Annotated in this window: 15 protein-coding genes; 8 read left to right on the plus strand and 7 right to left on the minus strand. The window is 72.5% G+C overall.

Going from position 1 to position 14878, the window contains the following annotated elements; all coding sequences use genetic code 11:
* Positions 1–211 precede the first annotated feature (211 nt).
* Both IE252_RS35850 and IE252_RS35855 read right to left on the minus strand, forming a co-directional pair.
* Positions 212–1078: an SCO1860 family LAETG-anchored protein gene (locus IE252_RS35850; protein WP_373298668.1), complete on the minus strand. Its 867-nt coding sequence runs from the start codon at positions 1076–1078 to the stop codon at positions 212–214.
* Between the two features lie 339 nt (positions 1079–1417).
* Positions 1418–2509 carry an amidohydrolase family protein gene (locus IE252_RS35855; protein ID WP_190093657.1) on the minus strand — a complete coding sequence of 364 codons (1092 nt, stop codon included), beginning with the start codon at positions 2507–2509 and terminating at the stop codon, positions 1418–1420.
* 108 nt (positions 2510–2617) lie between these two features.
* On the opposite strand from IE252_RS35855, the gene IE252_RS35860 reads away from it, so the two are divergent.
* The 6 genes from IE252_RS35860 to IE252_RS35885 all read left to right on the plus strand — a co-directional run bounded on the left by IE252_RS35860 (position 2618) and on the right by IE252_RS35885 (position 7804).
* Entirely contained in the window at positions 2618–3715 is a 1098-nt protein-coding gene (locus tag IE252_RS35860; RefSeq protein ID WP_190093658.1) for a pyridoxal-phosphate-dependent aminotransferase family protein, read from the plus strand.
* 291 nt (positions 3716–4006) lie between these two features.
* A complete protein-coding gene (gene ectA / locus IE252_RS35865; protein ID WP_190093659.1) occupies positions 4007–4516 on the plus strand; it encodes a diaminobutyrate acetyltransferase in 510 nt (169 codons plus the stop codon).
* Positions 4513–5787 carry a diaminobutyrate--2-oxoglutarate transaminase gene (gene ectB / locus IE252_RS35870; protein ID WP_190093660.1) on the plus strand — a complete coding sequence of 425 codons (1275 nt, stop codon included), beginning with the start codon at positions 4513–4515 and terminating at the stop codon, positions 5785–5787. Before ectA ends, ectB begins: the two co-directional genes overlap by 4 nt.
* Positions 5788–5831: 44 nt before the next feature.
* Positions 5832–6266: an ectoine synthase gene (locus IE252_RS35875; RefSeq protein ID WP_190093661.1), complete on the plus strand. Its 435-nt coding sequence runs from the start codon at positions 5832–5834 to the stop codon at positions 6264–6266.
* A 4-nt stretch (positions 6267–6270) separates the two neighbouring features.
* Positions 6271–7125: an ectoine hydroxylase gene (gene thpD / locus IE252_RS35880; RefSeq protein WP_190093662.1), complete on the plus strand. Its 855-nt coding sequence runs from the start codon at positions 6271–6273 to the stop codon at positions 7123–7125.
* A gap of 19 nt (positions 7126–7144) precedes the next feature.
* Complete coding sequence (locus IE252_RS35885; RefSeq protein WP_190093663.1) at positions 7145–7804, plus strand: hypothetical protein; 660 nt, start codon at positions 7145–7147, stop codon at positions 7802–7804.
* On the opposite strand, the gene IE252_RS35890 is transcribed toward IE252_RS35885, so the two are convergent.
* Both IE252_RS35890 and IE252_RS35895 read right to left on the minus strand, forming a co-directional pair.
* A complete protein-coding gene (locus tag IE252_RS35890; RefSeq protein ID WP_190093671.1) occupies positions 7782–8477 on the minus strand; it encodes a hypothetical protein in 696 nt (231 codons plus the stop codon). The genes IE252_RS35885 and IE252_RS35890 overlap by 23 nt on opposite strands.
* Positions 8478–8535: 58 nt before the next feature.
* On the minus strand, positions 8536–9624 hold the full coding sequence (locus tag IE252_RS35895) for an alkene reductase (RefSeq protein WP_190093664.1): 1089 nt from the start codon (positions 9622–9624) through the stop codon (positions 8536–8538).
* A gap of 93 nt (positions 9625–9717) precedes the next feature.
* On the opposite strand from IE252_RS35895, the gene IE252_RS35900 reads away from it, so the two are divergent.
* On the plus strand, positions 9718–10230 hold the full coding sequence (locus tag IE252_RS35900) for a MarR family winged helix-turn-helix transcriptional regulator (RefSeq protein ID WP_190093665.1): 513 nt from the start codon (positions 9718–9720) through the stop codon (positions 10228–10230).
* Between the two features lie 88 nt (positions 10231–10318).
* On the opposite strand, the gene IE252_RS35905 is transcribed toward IE252_RS35900, so the two are convergent.
* The 3 genes from IE252_RS35905 to IE252_RS35915 form a co-directional block, all read right to left on the minus strand.
* Complete coding sequence (locus IE252_RS35905; protein WP_190093666.1) at positions 10319–11377, minus strand: aminotransferase class V-fold PLP-dependent enzyme; 1059 nt, start codon at positions 11375–11377, stop codon at positions 10319–10321.
* 62 nt (positions 11378–11439) lie between these two features.
* The gene (locus tag IE252_RS35910; RefSeq protein WP_190093667.1) at positions 11440–12159 is read right to left on the minus strand and encodes a DsbA family oxidoreductase; all 720 of its coding nucleotides are present in this window, start codon (positions 12157–12159) and stop codon (positions 11440–11442) included.
* 105 nt (positions 12160–12264) lie between these two features.
* Positions 12265–13257, minus strand: a complete 993-nt coding sequence (locus tag IE252_RS35915; RefSeq protein WP_373298669.1) for a GlxA family transcriptional regulator — start codon at positions 13255–13257, stop codon at positions 12265–12267.
* A 70-nt stretch (positions 13258–13327) separates the two neighbouring features.
* Between IE252_RS35915 and IE252_RS35920 the strand changes: the two genes are divergently transcribed.
* The gene (locus tag IE252_RS35920; protein WP_190093668.1) at positions 13328–14713 is read left to right on the plus strand and encodes an MFS transporter; all 1386 of its coding nucleotides are present in this window, start codon (positions 13328–13330) and stop codon (positions 14711–14713) included.
* Positions 14714–14878: the final 165 nt, after the last annotated feature.

Genomic DNA, 14878 nt, shown 5'->3' on the forward strand with positions numbered 1-14878 from the left:
CCTCCGGGGGTGGGTGGGGGTGGAGGTGGAGGTGGGTTTCCCGGGGGCTGCGCCCCCGGACCCCGAGGTATGCGTTCGTCTGCGGGCCGTCCCCAACTGATCGCGCAGTTCTCCGCGCCCCTGAAGATGCCGCTCCGCGGCAATCCCCGCTTTTAGGGGCGCGGGGAACTGCGCGACCAGCCAACCACCCACCCGCAGACGAAGACCGGGCTCAGCCCCTCCTCGCTCGGGCCACCCCCACCCCACCCACCACCAGCAGCGCAACCGCCCCACCCACCACATACCCCGTCCGCGACGACCCGCCCGTCTCCGCGAGTTCCGGGTCCGCCGACACCGTCTGGGGGGTGATGGACACGGGCGCTGGGGTCTCGCACGTGGACTCCGCCAGGGTCACCTCGCCCGACACCTCCGCCACGTTCAGCTTCAGCGGGTTCACCGAGACCTTCAGGCGCAGGGCCGTCGCCGCCGCCGTGCGGGACGTCGTACGGGTCGACGACAGGTCGAGGGCCACCTCGCCCACCCCCGGCACCGCCACCCGCGTCGGCCCGCCCGTCGTCAGGGTGAGCTTCTTGCCCAGGACCGTCACCGCGCCCAGCAGGTTCGACGAGGCCGACGGCCGGGCGCCCGCCGCGCAGACCGCCTTGGACGTGACGTCCTGGACCTCGACCAGGGACAGCAGCGGCAGACCGGGCACGTGCAGCCGGGCGTGCAGCAGATGCGTCGCACCCTCCGCCCGGCCCGCCGCCACCGTCGCCGTGGCCGTGGCCACGTCCGCCTTCAGGACGCTGACCGGCTGCCCCTTCTCCACGCCGTCCAGCTTCACCTCCAGCGCCGTCTCCCCCGCCGTACGCGAACCGCCCGGCGCCCGGACCTCGTTGAGCGTCGTCTTCAAGGGGACCTCGATCGTCTTGTTCAGCAGGGAGACGTCGAGGCCGGTGCGCAGCACTACCGCGCTCGCCCTGCCCTCGCCGGCCCCCGTCGCGTACGCCGGGACGGGCATCGCGAGGACCAGTGAGCCGAGGGTGAGCGCCAGCGCGGCCGAGGTGTGTACGGGCAGGCGGAAGTCGATGGTGTTCAAGGTGGTGGAACCCCCACGGGAGACATGAGCCGTCACCCCGCGCCCTCCCACAGGGACTCGTGGGACTCGGGTGAGCCAGGGGCGCGCCGGTGACCTGAGACACCCGAATCTTTACGCACGGAGAGTGAACTCGCGTACGCATGGGGTTAGTTCACCCCACGGAGGGACAGACGCGCCCTTCCGTTCGACGTAAGTCGTGTGTGCGTTCGGGCTCAGCGCCCCCGTCCTCGCTCTCGCGGCGTACGCCGGTCGCTCGCCCCGGCGGTCGCGCCCCCGCGCCGAAAGAGCTACAACGAGCCCGTCCCCCGGACCGTCACCCTCCGCGTCAACTCCCCGCCCTCATCCCACGATCCGCCCGTTCAGCACGATCCGGCTCGGCGCCGCCAGTGCGCGGACGTCCGCCCGGGGGTCCTCCTCGTACACCACCAGGTCCGCCGGGGCGCCCTCCTCCAGGACCGGGCGGCCCAGCCAGGTGCGGGCGTGCCAGGCCGTCGCCGAGAGGGCGTCGAGCGGGGGGATGCCCGCCTTGACCAGTTCCGCCACCTCCGCCGCGACCAGGCCGTGCGCCATCGAGCCGCCCGCGTCGGTGCCGACGAAGATCGGAATTCCGGCGTCGTAGGCGGCGCGGACGGTGTCGTAACGGCGGGCGTGCAGCCGACGCATATGGGCCGACCAGTCCGGGAACTTGGCCTCCCCGCCGTCCGCGAGGTGCGGGAACGTGGCGATGTTGACCAGGGTCGGGACGATGGCGACGCCGCGCTCCGCGAACAGCGGGATCGTGTCCTCGGCCAGGCCCGTCGCGTGCTCGATGCAGTCGATGCCCGCCTCGACCAGGTCGCGCAGCGAGTCCTCGGCGAAGCAGTGGGCCGTCACCCGCGCGCCGAGCCGGTGCGCCTCGGCGATCGCCGCCTCGACCTCGCCGCGCGGCCAGCACGGCGAGAGGTCGCCCACCTCGCGGTCGATCCAGTCGCCGACCAGCTTGACCCAGCCGTCGCCGCGCCGCGCCTCGCGGGCCACGTACGCGACGAGATCGCCGGGCTCGATCTCGTGGGCGTAGTTGCGGATGTAGCGGCGGGTGCGCGCGATGTGGCGGCCCGCTCGGATGACCTTCGGCAGGTCCTCGCGGGCGTCGATCCAACGGGTGTCGGAGGGCGAGCCCGCGTCCCGCACCAGCAGGGTGCCCGCCTCCCGGTCCTGGAGGGCCTGCTTCTCGCTGGTCTCGTCGTCGACCGGGCCGTGCCGGTCGAGCCCGACGTGGCAGTGCGCGTCGACCAGGCCGGGCAGCGCCCAGCCGCTGACCGTCACCGTCTCCACGGCGCCCGGCGGACGCTCGTAGGTGATCCGGCCGTCCACCGCCCACAGTTCGTCCCGCACCTCCTCGGGACCGACGAGCACCCGCCCCTTCACATGCAGCACCACGTGATCGCTCATGGTCAGCACTGTACGAGGCGCTGGGTAGGCTCGACCGGTACACCCGACGAAGTACCCGGCACGCCCGACGTACCGAGCCGCACCCGATGACGTGAAGAAGGCACCGCTGTGACGCACCCGTTCCTCGATCTGGCCCCGCTGACCGCCGACCGCTTCGCGGCCATCGAGCGGCGGGTGGCCGCGCTGCTCGGCACCGAGCAGGACGTGGTGATCATGCAGGGCGAGGCGCTGCTGCCGCTGGAGGGCTGCATCCGGGGCGCCGCGCACCCGGGCTCCACCGCCCTGAACGTGGTGACCGGTCCCTACGGCCAGACCTTCGGCAACTGGCTGCGGGACTGCGGCGCCGAGGTGGTCGACCTGGAGGTGCCGTTCCACACGGCGGTGACCGCCGAGCAGATCGACCGGGCGCTCACCGAGCACCCGGAGATCGACTTCGTCTCCCTGGTGCACGCGGAGGCGGCGACCGGCAACACCAACCCGGTGGCGGAGATCGGCGAGGTCGTGCGGCGCCACGGCGCTCTGTTCATGCTGGACGCGGTCGCCTCGGTGGCCGCCGAGCCGCTGCTGCCGGACGCGTGGGGCGTGGACCTGTGCGTGATCGGCGCGCAGAAGGCGATGGGCGGCCCGGCGGGCGTCTCGGCGGTGTCGGTGAGCGAGCGCGCCTGGGCCCGGATCGCCGCCAACCCGCGCGCCCCGCGCCGCTCCTACCTGTCGCTGCTCGACTGGAAGGAGCGCTGGATCGACGGCGGCCGCAAGGCGCTGCTGCACGCCCCGGCGCAGCTGGAGATGCTGGCCCTGGAGGCCTGTGTGGAGCGGATCGAGGCGGAGGGCCTGGACGCGGTGACGGCCCGGCACGCCTCGGCGGCGGCCGCGACCCGGGCGGGCGCCTCGGCGCTCGGCGGCGGTCTGGAGCCGTATGTGTACGAGGCGCGGGACGCGGCCCCGGTGGCCACGACGCTTCGTACGCCCGCGGGCGTCGACGCCTCCGAGCTGGTCGCCAAGGCGCTGGCGTCCGACCCCGCGCTGCCGCTGATCGCGGGCGGCGGGGCGCTGGCGAAGGAGATGGTCCGGGTGAATCACTACGGGGCCGATGCCACGCGGGGTGCGGTCCAGGGCTCGCTCGCGGCGCTGGGGGCGGCGCTGGGCGAGGCGGGCCTGCGGGTCGACACGGATGCTGCCCGCAAGGCCGTATCGGAAACCTGGTAACACCTTTACCGCAGACAAATAGCCGATTAATTCCGGTAAACGGGAAGCTGCTTTATCCAGAGCAGCTTCCCGTTTTCTTTTGCCCCGGCTTGTTGATCTCAAACTCCTGATCTCAACAAGGTTTTTCCGGCTCTCGTACGGGTGTGATCGACTCCACAAGCGTGCCTTTTTGTCCAGGAATTACCGGACAAACCGCCTTGCGCATGTGCCCGCATGATAACACAGAACCGCGCTCCGCACACCCCCCGCCGAGAATGCGATTTCGATTTCCGCTGGGTAAATTCCCTCCGCATGACCGCCGCACAGACCGTTGTCCATATCGACACCCCACGCGTCGAGGACGGCGCCGCGATCTGGCGTATCGCCCGCGACTCACAAGTCCTGGACCTCAACTCCTCGTACAGCTATCTGCTCTGGTGCCGCGACTTCGCCGCCACCTCCGTGGTGGCGCGCGACGCCACCGGTGAGCCGATCGCCTTCGTCACCGGGTACATCCGGCCCGACCGGCCCGAGACGCTCGTCGTCTGGCAGGTCGCCGTCGACCGCGAGCACCGGGGGCGCGGCCTGGCCGGCACCCTGCTCGAAGCGCTGACCGGCAAGGTCGCCGACTCGCACGGCATCAGCTCCGTCGAGACCACCGTGACCCCCGACAACACCGCCTCCGACCGGCTGTTCACCGCCTTCGCCGAGCGGCGCGGCACCGCGCCCCGCCGCGAAGTCCTCTTCGACAGCGGCCTGTTCCCCGACGCGGGGCACAAGGCGGAAGTCCTCTACCGGATCGACCTGGGAGTACGACCGTGACCATCACCCCGCCCGCCCTGAGCGTCTTCGAGACCGTCGAGTCGGAGGTGCGCAGCTACTGCCGCGGCTGGCCCGCCGTCTTCGACCGCGCCCAGGGCGCCCGGCTCACCGACGAGGACGGCCACGAGTACCTCGACTTCTTCGCCGGGGCCGGCTCGCTCAACTACGGCCACAACAACCCGGTGCTCAAACGCGCCCTGCTCGACTATCTGGAGCGCGACGGCATCACCCACGGCCTGGACATGGCGACCACCGCGAAACGCACGTTCCTGGAGACCTTCCAGAACGTCGTGCTGCGCCCGCGCGACCTCCCGTACAAGGTGATGTTCCCCGGCCCGACCGGCACCAACGCGGTCGAGGCGGCGCTGAAACTGGCGCGGAAGGTGAAGGGCCGCGAGTCGATCGTCTCCTTCACCAACGCCTTCCACGGCATGTCGCTCGGCTCGCTCGCGGTCACCGGCAACGCGTTCAAGCGGGCCGGGGCCGGGATCCCGCTGGTGCACGGCACGCCGATGCCGTTCGACAACTACCTGGACGGGCAGGTGCCCGACTTCCTGTGGTTCGAGCGGCTCCTGGAGGACCAGGGCTCCGGGCTCAACAAGCCCGCCGCCGTGATCGTGGAGACCGTGCAGGGCGAGGGCGGCATCAACGTGGCCCGGCCCGAGTGGCTGCGCGCGCTCGCCGACCTGTGCCGGCGCCAGGACATGCTGCTGATCGTCGACGACATCCAGATGGGCTGCGGGCGCACCGGCGCGTTCTTCTCGTTCGAGGAGGCGGGCATCACGCCGGACATCGTCACCCTGTCCAAGTCGATCAGCGGCTACGGACTGCCCATGTCGCTCTGCCTGTTCCGGCCGGAGCTCGACGTGTGGGAGCCGGGCGAGCACAACGGCACCTTCCGCGGCAACAACCCGGCCTTCGTCACCGCGACCGCGGCCCTGGAGGCGTACTGGGCCGACGGCGGCGCCCTGGAGAAGCAGACCCGGGCCCGCGGCGAGCAGGTCGAGCAGGCGCTGATCTCGATCACCGAGGAGAACCTGGTCGACATCAAGGAGTACCGGGGCCACGGCCTGGTCTGGGGCATCGAGTTCCACGACAGGGCGCGGGCGAGCGCGGTGGCGCGGCGCGCCTTCGAGCTCGGGCTGCTGGTCGAGACGTCGGGCCCGCAGAGCGAGGTCGCCAAGCTGCTCCCGCCGCTGACGATCACGCGGGACGAGCTCGACGAGGGGCTGCGCACGCTCGCCCGCGCGGTCCGCGAGACCGCGGTCTGACCCGTACGCACACAGAGACACCCGAGGGAAGAGAGCAACCCACCGTGATCGTCCGCTCGTTGAAGGACATCGAGAACACCGAGCGCCACGTCCGCGCCGCCTCCGGCACCTGGGAGAGCAAGCGGATCGTGCTCGCCAAGGAGAAGGTCGGCTTCTCGCTGCACGAGACCGTGCTGTACGCGGGCACCGAGACGTCGATGTGGTACGCCAACCACATCGAGGCGGTGCTGTGCGTGGAGGGCGAGGCCGAGCTCACCGACCACGAGACCGGTCTGACGCACTGGATCGAGCCCGGCACGATGTACCTGCTGAACGGCCACGAGCGCCACACCCTGCGCCCCAAGACCGACTTCCGCTGCGTCTGCGTCTTCAACCCGCCCGTCACCGGACGGGAGGACCACGACGAGAACGGCGTCTACCCTCCCCCAGAGCCGAATGCCTGGGGGGACCCCCAGCTGACCGAACCCGAGGAGGGCTGATCGTATGCAGGACCTGTACCCCACCCGAGGCGCCACCGAAGTGGTGACCCCCCGTCAGGACCCCGTCGTCTGGGGGCCGTCCGCCGGGCTCGAATCGTACGAGAAGGACGGCTTCCTCACCGTCGACCAGCTGCTCGCCGACGACGAAGTGGCCTTCTACCGGCGCGAGTTGGAGCGGATGATCGCCGATCCGGCGGTCCGCGCCGACGAGCGGTCGATCATCGAGCCGCAGTCGCAGTCGGTGCGCTCGGTCTTCGAGGTGCACCGGCTGAGCGAGGTCTTCGCGGGGCTGGTGCGCGACGAGCGCGTGGTCGGCACCGCCCGGCGGATCCTGGGCTCGGACGTGTACGTCCACCAGTCGCGCATCAACGTGAAGCCGGGGTTCGGCGCGTCGGGCTTCTACTGGCACTCGGACTTCGAGACCTGGCACGCGGAGGACGGTCTGGCGAACATGCGGACCGTGTCCGTGTCGATCGCGCTCACCGAGAACCACGACACCAACGGCGGCCTGATGATCATGCCGGGTTCGCACCGGGACTTCCTGGGCTGCGCCGGGGCCACGCCGAAGGACAACTACAAGAAGTCGCTCCAGATGCAGGACGCGGGCACGCCGTCCGACGAGGCGCTGACGAAGATGGCGGACCGGCACGGGATCCGGCTGTTCACCGGCCGCGCGGGCTCGGCGACCTGGTTCGACTGCAACTGCATGCACGGCTCCGGGGACAACATCACCCCGTATCCGCGCAGCAACGTCTTCATCGTCTTCAACAGCGTGGAGAACGCGGCGACCGAGCCGTTCGCGGCCCCGATCCGCCGCCCGGAGTTCATCGGCGCCAGGGACTTCACTCCGGTGCCTTGATCGTTGGTACGGTCGGCTCATGGCTGATGAATCTTCACGAACTCCCGTCACCGCGGCCGATGTCGAGCACGCCGTACGGCTCTCGGTCACCGCGCTGCGGGCGGGTCTGGCCGCGGACTGGAGCGTGAAGGCGGGGTCCCTGGAGTGGGACTGCTGGGAGACCGTCGAGCACCTCTCGGACGACCTCTTCGCGTACGCCGTGCAGCTCGGCCCGCAGCAGCCCCCGCTCGACGGGGAGGTGCCGTACCTGTGGGAGGCGAAACGTCCCGGCGGGCCGCGCAACGCGGTGCACGCGGACCGCACGGCCGGGCCCGCCGGGCTGCTCCAGACCCTGGAGGCCAGCGGCGCCCTGCTGACCGCGATGGTCCGCACGGCGTCCCCGGACGTCCGCGCCTACCACGGCTTCGGCATCGCGGACCCGGAGGGCTTCGCGGCGATGGGCGTCGTCGAGACGCTGCTGCACACCCACGACGTGGCGGAGGGCCTCGGGGTCACCTGGGCGCCGCCGGGCGGGCTGTGCGACCGGGTGCTCGCGCGGCTGTTCCGCGAGGTTCCGGCGGATCCGGACCGGTGGCGCGTGCTGCTGTGGGCCACCGGCCGGGCGGATCTGCCGGACCTGGCGCACCAGGACTCCTGGCGCTGGTACGGCGAACCGCTCAGTGACGCAGCCAGATCCTGAGCTCTCCGACCGGGGTGAACCCGGCGCGGACGGCGGCCGCCAGGTCGTCGCCGCTCTCGTAGCCGACCACGTCGAGGCCGGGCCGGTGCCGGGCGAGCGCGCCCAGGCAGCCGGCCCAGGCCGCGTCGAGGTCGCCGTCGGCCGCGAACAGGTTGGAGACGCCGACCACCGCCTCGCTGCGGCTGGCGACGGCGCCCGCGCCGATCCGGCCCGCCGCGTCCCGCGCCGCGAGGAGGGCGTGAGTGTCGTCGGCGAGCAGCGCGGGCGGGAACAGACCGCCGCCGTCCCCGTCGGACCACGCCTGCTCCCACTCGGCCAACTCGGCTTCCGTACGTACCAGTTCCCAGCCTCCCTCACCCGCTTCGGGCGAAGGGCGGTGGATCCACTGGGCGTCGAAGAGGACCTCGAAGCCGTCGGCCGCGAGGTCCAGGGCGGCGAAGCTGTCCTTGACCGAGGCGCCCGGCGAGGCGTCGATCCGCTCCACGACCTCGCGCGGCCCGGCGCCCGGGTCGAGGGTCACCGCGTCGGGGTAGAGCAGCGGGGTGCGCCGTGCGCTGGTCCAGGCGCGCGGGCCCCAGGTGCCGGTGATGCCGTGTGCGCGGCAGAGCGCCGCACACCACTCGGCGTTGTTGCGGGCGGCGGCGCGCACCCGTACGTCCTGCTCGATGTCCATGGTCACGGCCCGATCCTCCCCCGCGGGGCCGGGCCGTGACGACGGGTTTTCGTCCGCGTCAGGCCACCACGGCGGCGGCGTCGAGCGCCGGGTAGTCGAGGTAGCCCTTGTCGTCGCCGCCGAAGAAGGTGGCCGGGTCGGGGGCGTTGAACGGGCCGCCGGTCGCCAGGCGCTGCGGCAGGTCCGGGTTGGCGAGGAAGAGCGCGCCGTACGAGAGCAGGTCGGCGGTGCCGTCCTCGATGAGCGCGAGCGCGTCCGGGCCGGTGGGGCCGTCGGTGGCCGCGTTGAGCACGACCGTGCCGCCGAACAGCTTGCGTAGGGTCAGGGTGAGCTCGCGGTGGTCGGGAGCGCCCTCCAGGATGTGCAGGTAGGCGAGCCCGAGAGGTTCGAGCTCGCGCACCAGCGCGGTGTACGTGGCCTCGGGCGCGGGCTCGCTGATGTCGTTGTAGCCGTTCGCGGGCGAGATGCGCAAGGCGGTGCGGCCCGCGCCGATCTCGGCGGCGACGGCCTTGACGACCTCGGCGGCGAACCGGGCGCGGGCCTCGTCGGAGCCGCCCCAGCGGTCGGTGCGCAGGTTGGTGTTGGGCGCCAGGAACTGCTGGATGAGATAGCCGTTGGCGCCGTGCAGCTCGACGCCGTCGAAGCCGGCCGCGATGGCGTTGCGCGCCGCCGACACGAACTCGCCGATGGTCTCGACGACCTCGGCGTCCGTCAGCTCGCGCGGGGTGACGAAGTCCTGCGGGCCCTCGTGCGTGTAGATCGTCCCGGCGGCGGCGACCGGGGACGGGGCGACGTTGACCAGGTCGCCGGGGAGCAGGTCGGGGTGGCCGATGCGGCCGGCGTGCATCAGCTGGGCGAAGATGCGCCCGCCCTCGGCGTGCACGGCGTCGGTGACCTCGCGCCAGGCGGCGACCTGCTCCTCGCTGTGCAGGCCCGGGGTGTCGGGGTAGCCCTGACCGACGGCGGACGGCTGGACGCCCTCGCTGATGATCAGCCCGGCGCCGGCGCGCTGGGCGTAGTACGCGGCCGTGGACGCGGTGGGCGAGTTGCCCGGGCCGTAGGCGCGGCTGCGGGTCATCGGCGCCATGGCGATGCGGTTGGGGAGGCGCAGGCCGGACAGGTCGATCGGGTCGAAGGCGGTGGGCATGACAGCTCCAGGGGAGAGTTATGTTGGTCGGCCAAGTAATCCGACGCACTTCACTGTAACCCATTGATTGGCCGACCAAGGTAAAGTTGTGGCATGACCACGGACGCACGCAGCCAAGACCCCCTCTGTACGGAGCTGACCCGCACCCCGGGCGCGGCACGCGGAGGCCCGATCAGCCACGCGGTCTCCCGGGTGGCCCGGCTGCACCGCGTCGCGGCGGGCCGTCTGCTGCGCGCGACCGGGCTCTACGCGGGCCAGGAGATCTTGATGATGCACCTGTGGGACGCGGGTGCGGTGCGCCAGTCCGAGCTGATCAAGGCGCTGGAGCTGGACCCGTCGACGGTGACGAAGATGCTCCAGCGCCTTGAGCAGGCGGGGCAGGTCCGCCGCCGCCCCGACCCCGCCGACCGCCGCGCCTCCCTGGTGGAGGCGACGGAGGCCAGCTGCGCGCTGCACGAGGCGGTCGAGGCGGCGTGGAACGACCTGGAGGAGAAGACCCTCGCAGGCCTGACCCCCCAGGAACGAGCCGAACTGGCCCGCCTGCTGAACAAGGTGGAGGCGAATTTGTGCCCGATGGCGGCGGAGGAGGACTGTCCGGGGGCCTGACGGGGTGCGGGGCGCCCCGCAGGGGCGCATTTAGGGGCGCGGGGAACTGCGCGACCAGTTGGGGACGGCCCGCAGACAAAGACCGGGCCTAAAGCGCCGCGGCCAGCACCTCCAGCGCCCGGTCGACATCCGCCGACGAGTTGTACAGGTGGAGGGCGAACCGCAGGTTGCCGCCGCGTGCGGACGCGTACACCCCGCCCCGTACCAACTCCGGCTGAAGGCCGTCCAGCCCGGGCACGGCGACGACCGCCGAGGAGTCGGAGACGGCCCGGTGCCCGAGGGAGGCGAGCCCTGCTCGCAACCGCGCGGCCAGCGCCAGGTCGTGCGCGCACACCGCCTCGATCCCCACCTCCTCCAGCAGCGCGAGCGACTCCGCCGCCGCGTGGTACGACAGGAAGGACCCCGGCTCGTCGTACCGCCGGGCGGACCCGGCGAGCTCCCGCACGGGCCCGTAGTTGTCGGTCAGGTCCTCCGCCGCGAACCACCCCGAGTGCAGCGCCGCCAACCGCTCCTGCGCCTCCTCGGTCACCGTGAGGAACGACGTGCCGCGCGGGCAGGCGAGGAACTTGAACCCGGCCGTGACCGTGTAGTCGTAGGCACCCGCGTCCAGCGGCAGCCAGCCCGCCGACTGGCTGGCGTCGAGGAGCGTACGGGCCCCGTGCGCGGCCGCGGCGGCCCGTACGGCGTCGAGGTCCGCGACCCGCCCGTCGACGGACTGGACGGACGAGAAGGCGACCAGCGCCGTGCCCGGCCGTACCGACTCGGCCAGCGACTCCAGCGGCACGTACCGCATCTTGAGGTCGCCGCGTACGGCGAAGGGCTGCACCACCGAGCTGAACTCGCCCTCGGGGGCGAGGACTTCGGCCCCGGCGGGCAGCGAGTGGGCGACGAGGGCGACGTGCACCGAGACCGACGAGCCGAGCGCGACCCGGTCGGCGCCGACGCCGGTGAGCCGGGCGAACGAGCCGCGGACGGCGTGCAGCGCGTCGAAGCTGCCCGCGCCCTCGCGGGTGCCCGCCGCGTTCTCCCCGGCGAGCCGCGCGATGGCGGCCACGGCGCGCCGGGGCACCAGGCCGCAGCTGGAGGTGTTCAGATACGTCGTCTCGGGCGCGAACTCGTCGCCCGACAAAGGCTCCAGGATCTCCATGATCCCACCCTGGGGTCCCCCGGCCCCAGGGTCAATCGACTATCACCGCGGCCCGGAAAGGGTCACGCGCGCGGGACCTCGCACCCGTCCGGGCCGCAGGCCTCGGCGTCGGCCGCGGGGGCACCGAGCGTGGCGAGCACCGGCGTGTGCTCCTGCCAGGCCTGCTCAAGGGCCTTCGTGAACACCTCGGCGGGCTGCCCGCCGGAGATCCCGTACTTGCGGTCGACCACGAAGAACGGCACCGCGCCGGCGCCGAGCGCGGCGGCCTCGGCCTCGTCCGCGCGCACCTCGTCGGCGTATGCGCTCGGGTCGGCGAGCACGGCCCGCGCCTCGTCGGCGTCCAGACCCGCCTCGACGGCCAGCTCCAGCAGGACGCCGTCGTCGAAGACCGAGCGCTCCTCGGCGAAGTTGGCCTTGTAGGCGAGGTCGAGCAGCGCCTCCTGGCGGCCGCGGGCCTTGGCGAGGTGGAGCAGCCGGTGGATGTCGAAGGTGTTGCCGTGGTCGCGGCCCTCGGTGAGGTAGCCCAGGCCCTCGGCGTGCGCGTTGGAGGCGACGTGCTCCTCCATGCCCCGGGCCTCGTCCAGGGTGCGGCCGTACTTCTCGGCCAGCATCGGGATCACCGGGCCGACCGCGTCCTTGGCGCGGTCGGGGTCGAGCTCGAAGGAGCGGTGCACGACCTCGATGTCGTCGCGGTGGGCGAACTCCGCCAGGCCCTTCTCGAAGCGGGCCTTGCCGATGTAGCACCACGGGCAGGCGATGTCGCTCCAGATCTCGACGCGCATGTCACTTCTCTCGGATTTCTCTCGGGGGAGGTTGTGTCACTTTCAAGTAGTGAAACCTGCGGGAGGCCCACCGCATTCCCCGGGTCGGCCATGGCGTTCCCCGGGTCAGCCCGCCGTCGCCAGCCTGCTGAAGCTGGCCCGGTACGAGCTCGGGGTCAGCCCGGTGCGCCGGACCAGATGGGCGCGGAGCGAGTCGGCGCTGCCCAGGCCGCTGGCCTCGGCGATCTGGTCCATGCCCAGCGTGGTGGTCTCCAGGAGCTCCTTGGCCCGCTCGATGCGCTGGTGCAGCAGCCACTGCAGCGGGCTGACCCCGCTCTCGGCGTGGAAGCGGCGGGTCAGGGTGCGCACACTCACCCCCGCGTGCCGGGCCAGGTCGGTGAGGGTGAGCGGCTTGTCCAGGTTGCGCATCGCCCAGCCCCGGGTATCGGCGCAGGCCACACCGCGCTCGGCGGGCAGCGGGGTCTGGGTGAACTGGGTCTGCCCGCCGGGCCGCACCGGGGCGACCAGGGCGGCCCTGGCCACCTGGTTGGCGACGGCGGCGCCGTAGTCGGTACGGATGATGTGCAGGCACAGGTCGATCCCGGCCGCGTATCCGGACGAGGTCATGACGTTGCCGTCCTCCACGTAGAGGACGTCGCCCTTGAGGTCGAGGGCCGGGTAGCGGCGGCGCAGCTCTTCGGCGAGCTCCCAGTACGTGGTGGCGCTGCGCCCGTCGAGCAGTCCGGCCTCGGCGAGGACGAAGGCGCCGCTGCAGATGGAGGCGATCCGGCAGCCGTCGGCGGCGGCCCGGCGGACCGCCTCCACCGTGGGCGCGTCGGTCGCGTAGCGCTGCCCCGTCCCCGCGATCAGGACCGTGTCGGCGTCCGCCACGGCGTCCAGGCCCCGGCCCACGTACAGGTCGAGCCCGCCGGTGGTGGCGACCGGGCCCGGCTGCGGCGTGCAGACGGTCAGCTCGTACCCCGGAACACCGTCGATCTCCACCTTGGCGAAGAGGAGCTCGGGGATGGCGAGGTTGAACATCGACACGGGGGACGGCGCGATGACGACGACGCGGTGGGGGGCGGACGGCCGGTCGACGGCCCGCCGGTCGGACTTCATGGCCAGAACCTCCGGATGCATGGCGTTCGGGCCACTACTGTAACCGGCGGCGGATCGCCAGGCTGAGGGCATGTCACTCAACGCCGTACGCCAATCCGTCCCCGAAGCCGAGCAGTTGACCACCGACGGGCCCACCGGGCGGGGGCCGCGCCGCTCGCCCTCCCCCGGCCTCACCCTGGCCGCCGCCCTCCTCGGCTTCGCCCTGATCACCCTTGACGCGTCCGTGGTGAACGTGGCGCTGCCCGCGATCGGCTCCGACCTGGGCGGCGGGATGTCCGGGCTGCAGTGGGTGGTCGACGCGTACACGCTCGCGTTCGCGGCGCTGATGCTGTCGACCGGCGCCTTCGCGGACCGGATCGGCTCGGCCCGGGCGTACGCCCTCGGCACCGTCGTCTTCGTCCTCGCCTCGGCCGCGTGCGGGCTCGCGCCCGGGCTCGGGGTGCTGATCGGGGCTCGCGTGGTGCAGGGCGCGGCGGCCGCCGTGGTGCTGCCGGCCTCGCTCGCCCTGGTGCGCCAGGCGTACGCGGATCCGGCGCGCCGGGCCCGGGCGGTGGCGCTGTGGGCGGCGGGCGGGTCGGTCGCGGTGGCGCTGGGCCCGGTCGCGGGCGGGGCGCTCACCACGGCCTGGGACTGGCGCGGGATCTTCTTCATCAACCTCCCGCTCGGCCTCGCGGCCCTGGCCCTGACGACCCGCGCCCCGCGCTCGGAGCGCCGGCCCGCGCCGCTGGACCTGCCGGGGCAGCTGACGGCGGTGGTGGCCCTTGCCGCGCTGGCCTTCGCGGTGATCGAGTCGGGCCCGGTGCGCCTGGTGGCGGCCGGTGTGGCGCTGGCCTCCGGCGCCGCCTTCCTCCTGATCGAGTCGCGCGCGGCCCATCCGGTCGTCCCGCTCGGCCTGTTCCGTACGCCGACGGTCGCGGTGGCGGTCGCGGTGGGCGCGGCGGCGAGCGTGGCGTTCTACGGAGTGATCTTCGTCTTCTCGCTCTACTTCCAGCGGGTACGGGGGGAGTCGGCGCTGGTGGCGGGGCTGATGTTCCTGCCGATGACGGCGCTGATCCCGGCGACGAACGTCCTGTCGGGCAAACTCGCCAACCGCTACGGCCCGCGCCGCCCGATGCTGCTCGGCCAGCTCCTGGCCCTGGCGGGCCTGCTCCTGCTCCTGATCCCCTCCGCCGACACCCCGCCCCTCCTGGCCGCCTTCCTCCTGATCCCCCTGGCCCTCGGCTGCGGCCTGGCGGTCCCGGCCCTCACGGCCGCGATGATGGAAGCCCTGCCCCAGGAGCGCGCGGGCCTGGCAGCGGGCGTCCTCAACGCGGCCCGCCAGGTCGCGGGGGCGCTGAGCGTGGCGATGTCCGGGGCGCTGGTGGCAGGCGATTTCGTCCCCGGAATGCGGGTGTCTCTGGTGGTGGCGGCGGCCCTGTTCGGCGGGACGGCACTGGCGACGCGGCGGTTGCGGTAGCAGTGGCCCGGACTTCGTCTGCGGCTGAGTGGTGGGTTGCTCGCGCAGTTCTCCGCGCCCCTAGGCCGTGTGTCGAAAGTGGATCTTGAGCGTTGGATGATCACGGTTCATGGGACGGGGAGATCTCACGGACGAAGAGTGGGCGGTGCTGGAGCCGTTGCTGCC

Origin of the sequence: Streptomyces melanogenes (genome assembly GCF_014649795.1) — a bacterium.
Classification (GTDB): Bacteria; Actinomycetota; Actinomycetes; order Streptomycetales; family Streptomycetaceae; genus Streptomyces; species Streptomyces noboritoensis.

Excerpts from the sequence above, each read along its gene's own strand:
- IE252_RS35915 (WP_373298669.1), bottom strand. The coding sequence starts at position 13,257 with ATGAAGTCCGACCGGCGGGCCGTCGACCGGCCGTCCGCCCCCCACCGC.
- IE252_RS35855 (WP_190093657.1), bottom strand. The coding sequence starts at position 2,509 with ATGAGCGATCACGTGGTGCTGCATGTGAAGGGGCGGGTGCTCGTCGGT.
- thpD (WP_190093662.1), top strand. The coding sequence starts at position 6,271 with ATGCAGGACCTGTACCCCACCCGAGGCGCCACCGAAGTGGTGACCCCC.
- IE252_RS35910 (WP_190093667.1), bottom strand. The coding sequence starts at position 12,159 with ATGCGCGTCGAGATCTGGAGCGACATCGCCTGCCCGTGGTGCTACATC.
- IE252_RS35895 (WP_190093664.1), bottom strand. The coding sequence starts at position 9,624 with ATGCCCACCGCCTTCGACCCGATCGACCTGTCCGGCCTGCGCCTCCCC.
- IE252_RS35900 (WP_190093665.1), top strand. The coding sequence starts at position 9,718 with ATGACCACGGACGCACGCAGCCAAGACCCCCTCTGTACGGAGCTGACC.
- IE252_RS35885 (WP_190093663.1), top strand. The coding sequence starts at position 7,145 with ATGGCTGATGAATCTTCACGAACTCCCGTCACCGCGGCCGATGTCGAG.
- IE252_RS35920 (WP_190093668.1), top strand. The coding sequence starts at position 13,328 with ATGTCACTCAACGCCGTACGCCAATCCGTCCCCGAAGCCGAGCAGTTG.
- IE252_RS35890 (WP_190093671.1), bottom strand. The coding sequence starts at position 8,477 with ATGGACATCGAGCAGGACGTACGGGTGCGCGCCGCCGCCCGCAACAAC.
- IE252_RS35905 (WP_190093666.1), bottom strand. The coding sequence starts at position 11,377 with ATGGAGATCCTGGAGCCTTTGTCGGGCGACGAGTTCGCGCCCGAGACG.
- ectA (WP_190093659.1), top strand. The coding sequence starts at position 4,007 with ATGACCGCCGCACAGACCGTTGTCCATATCGACACCCCACGCGTCGAG.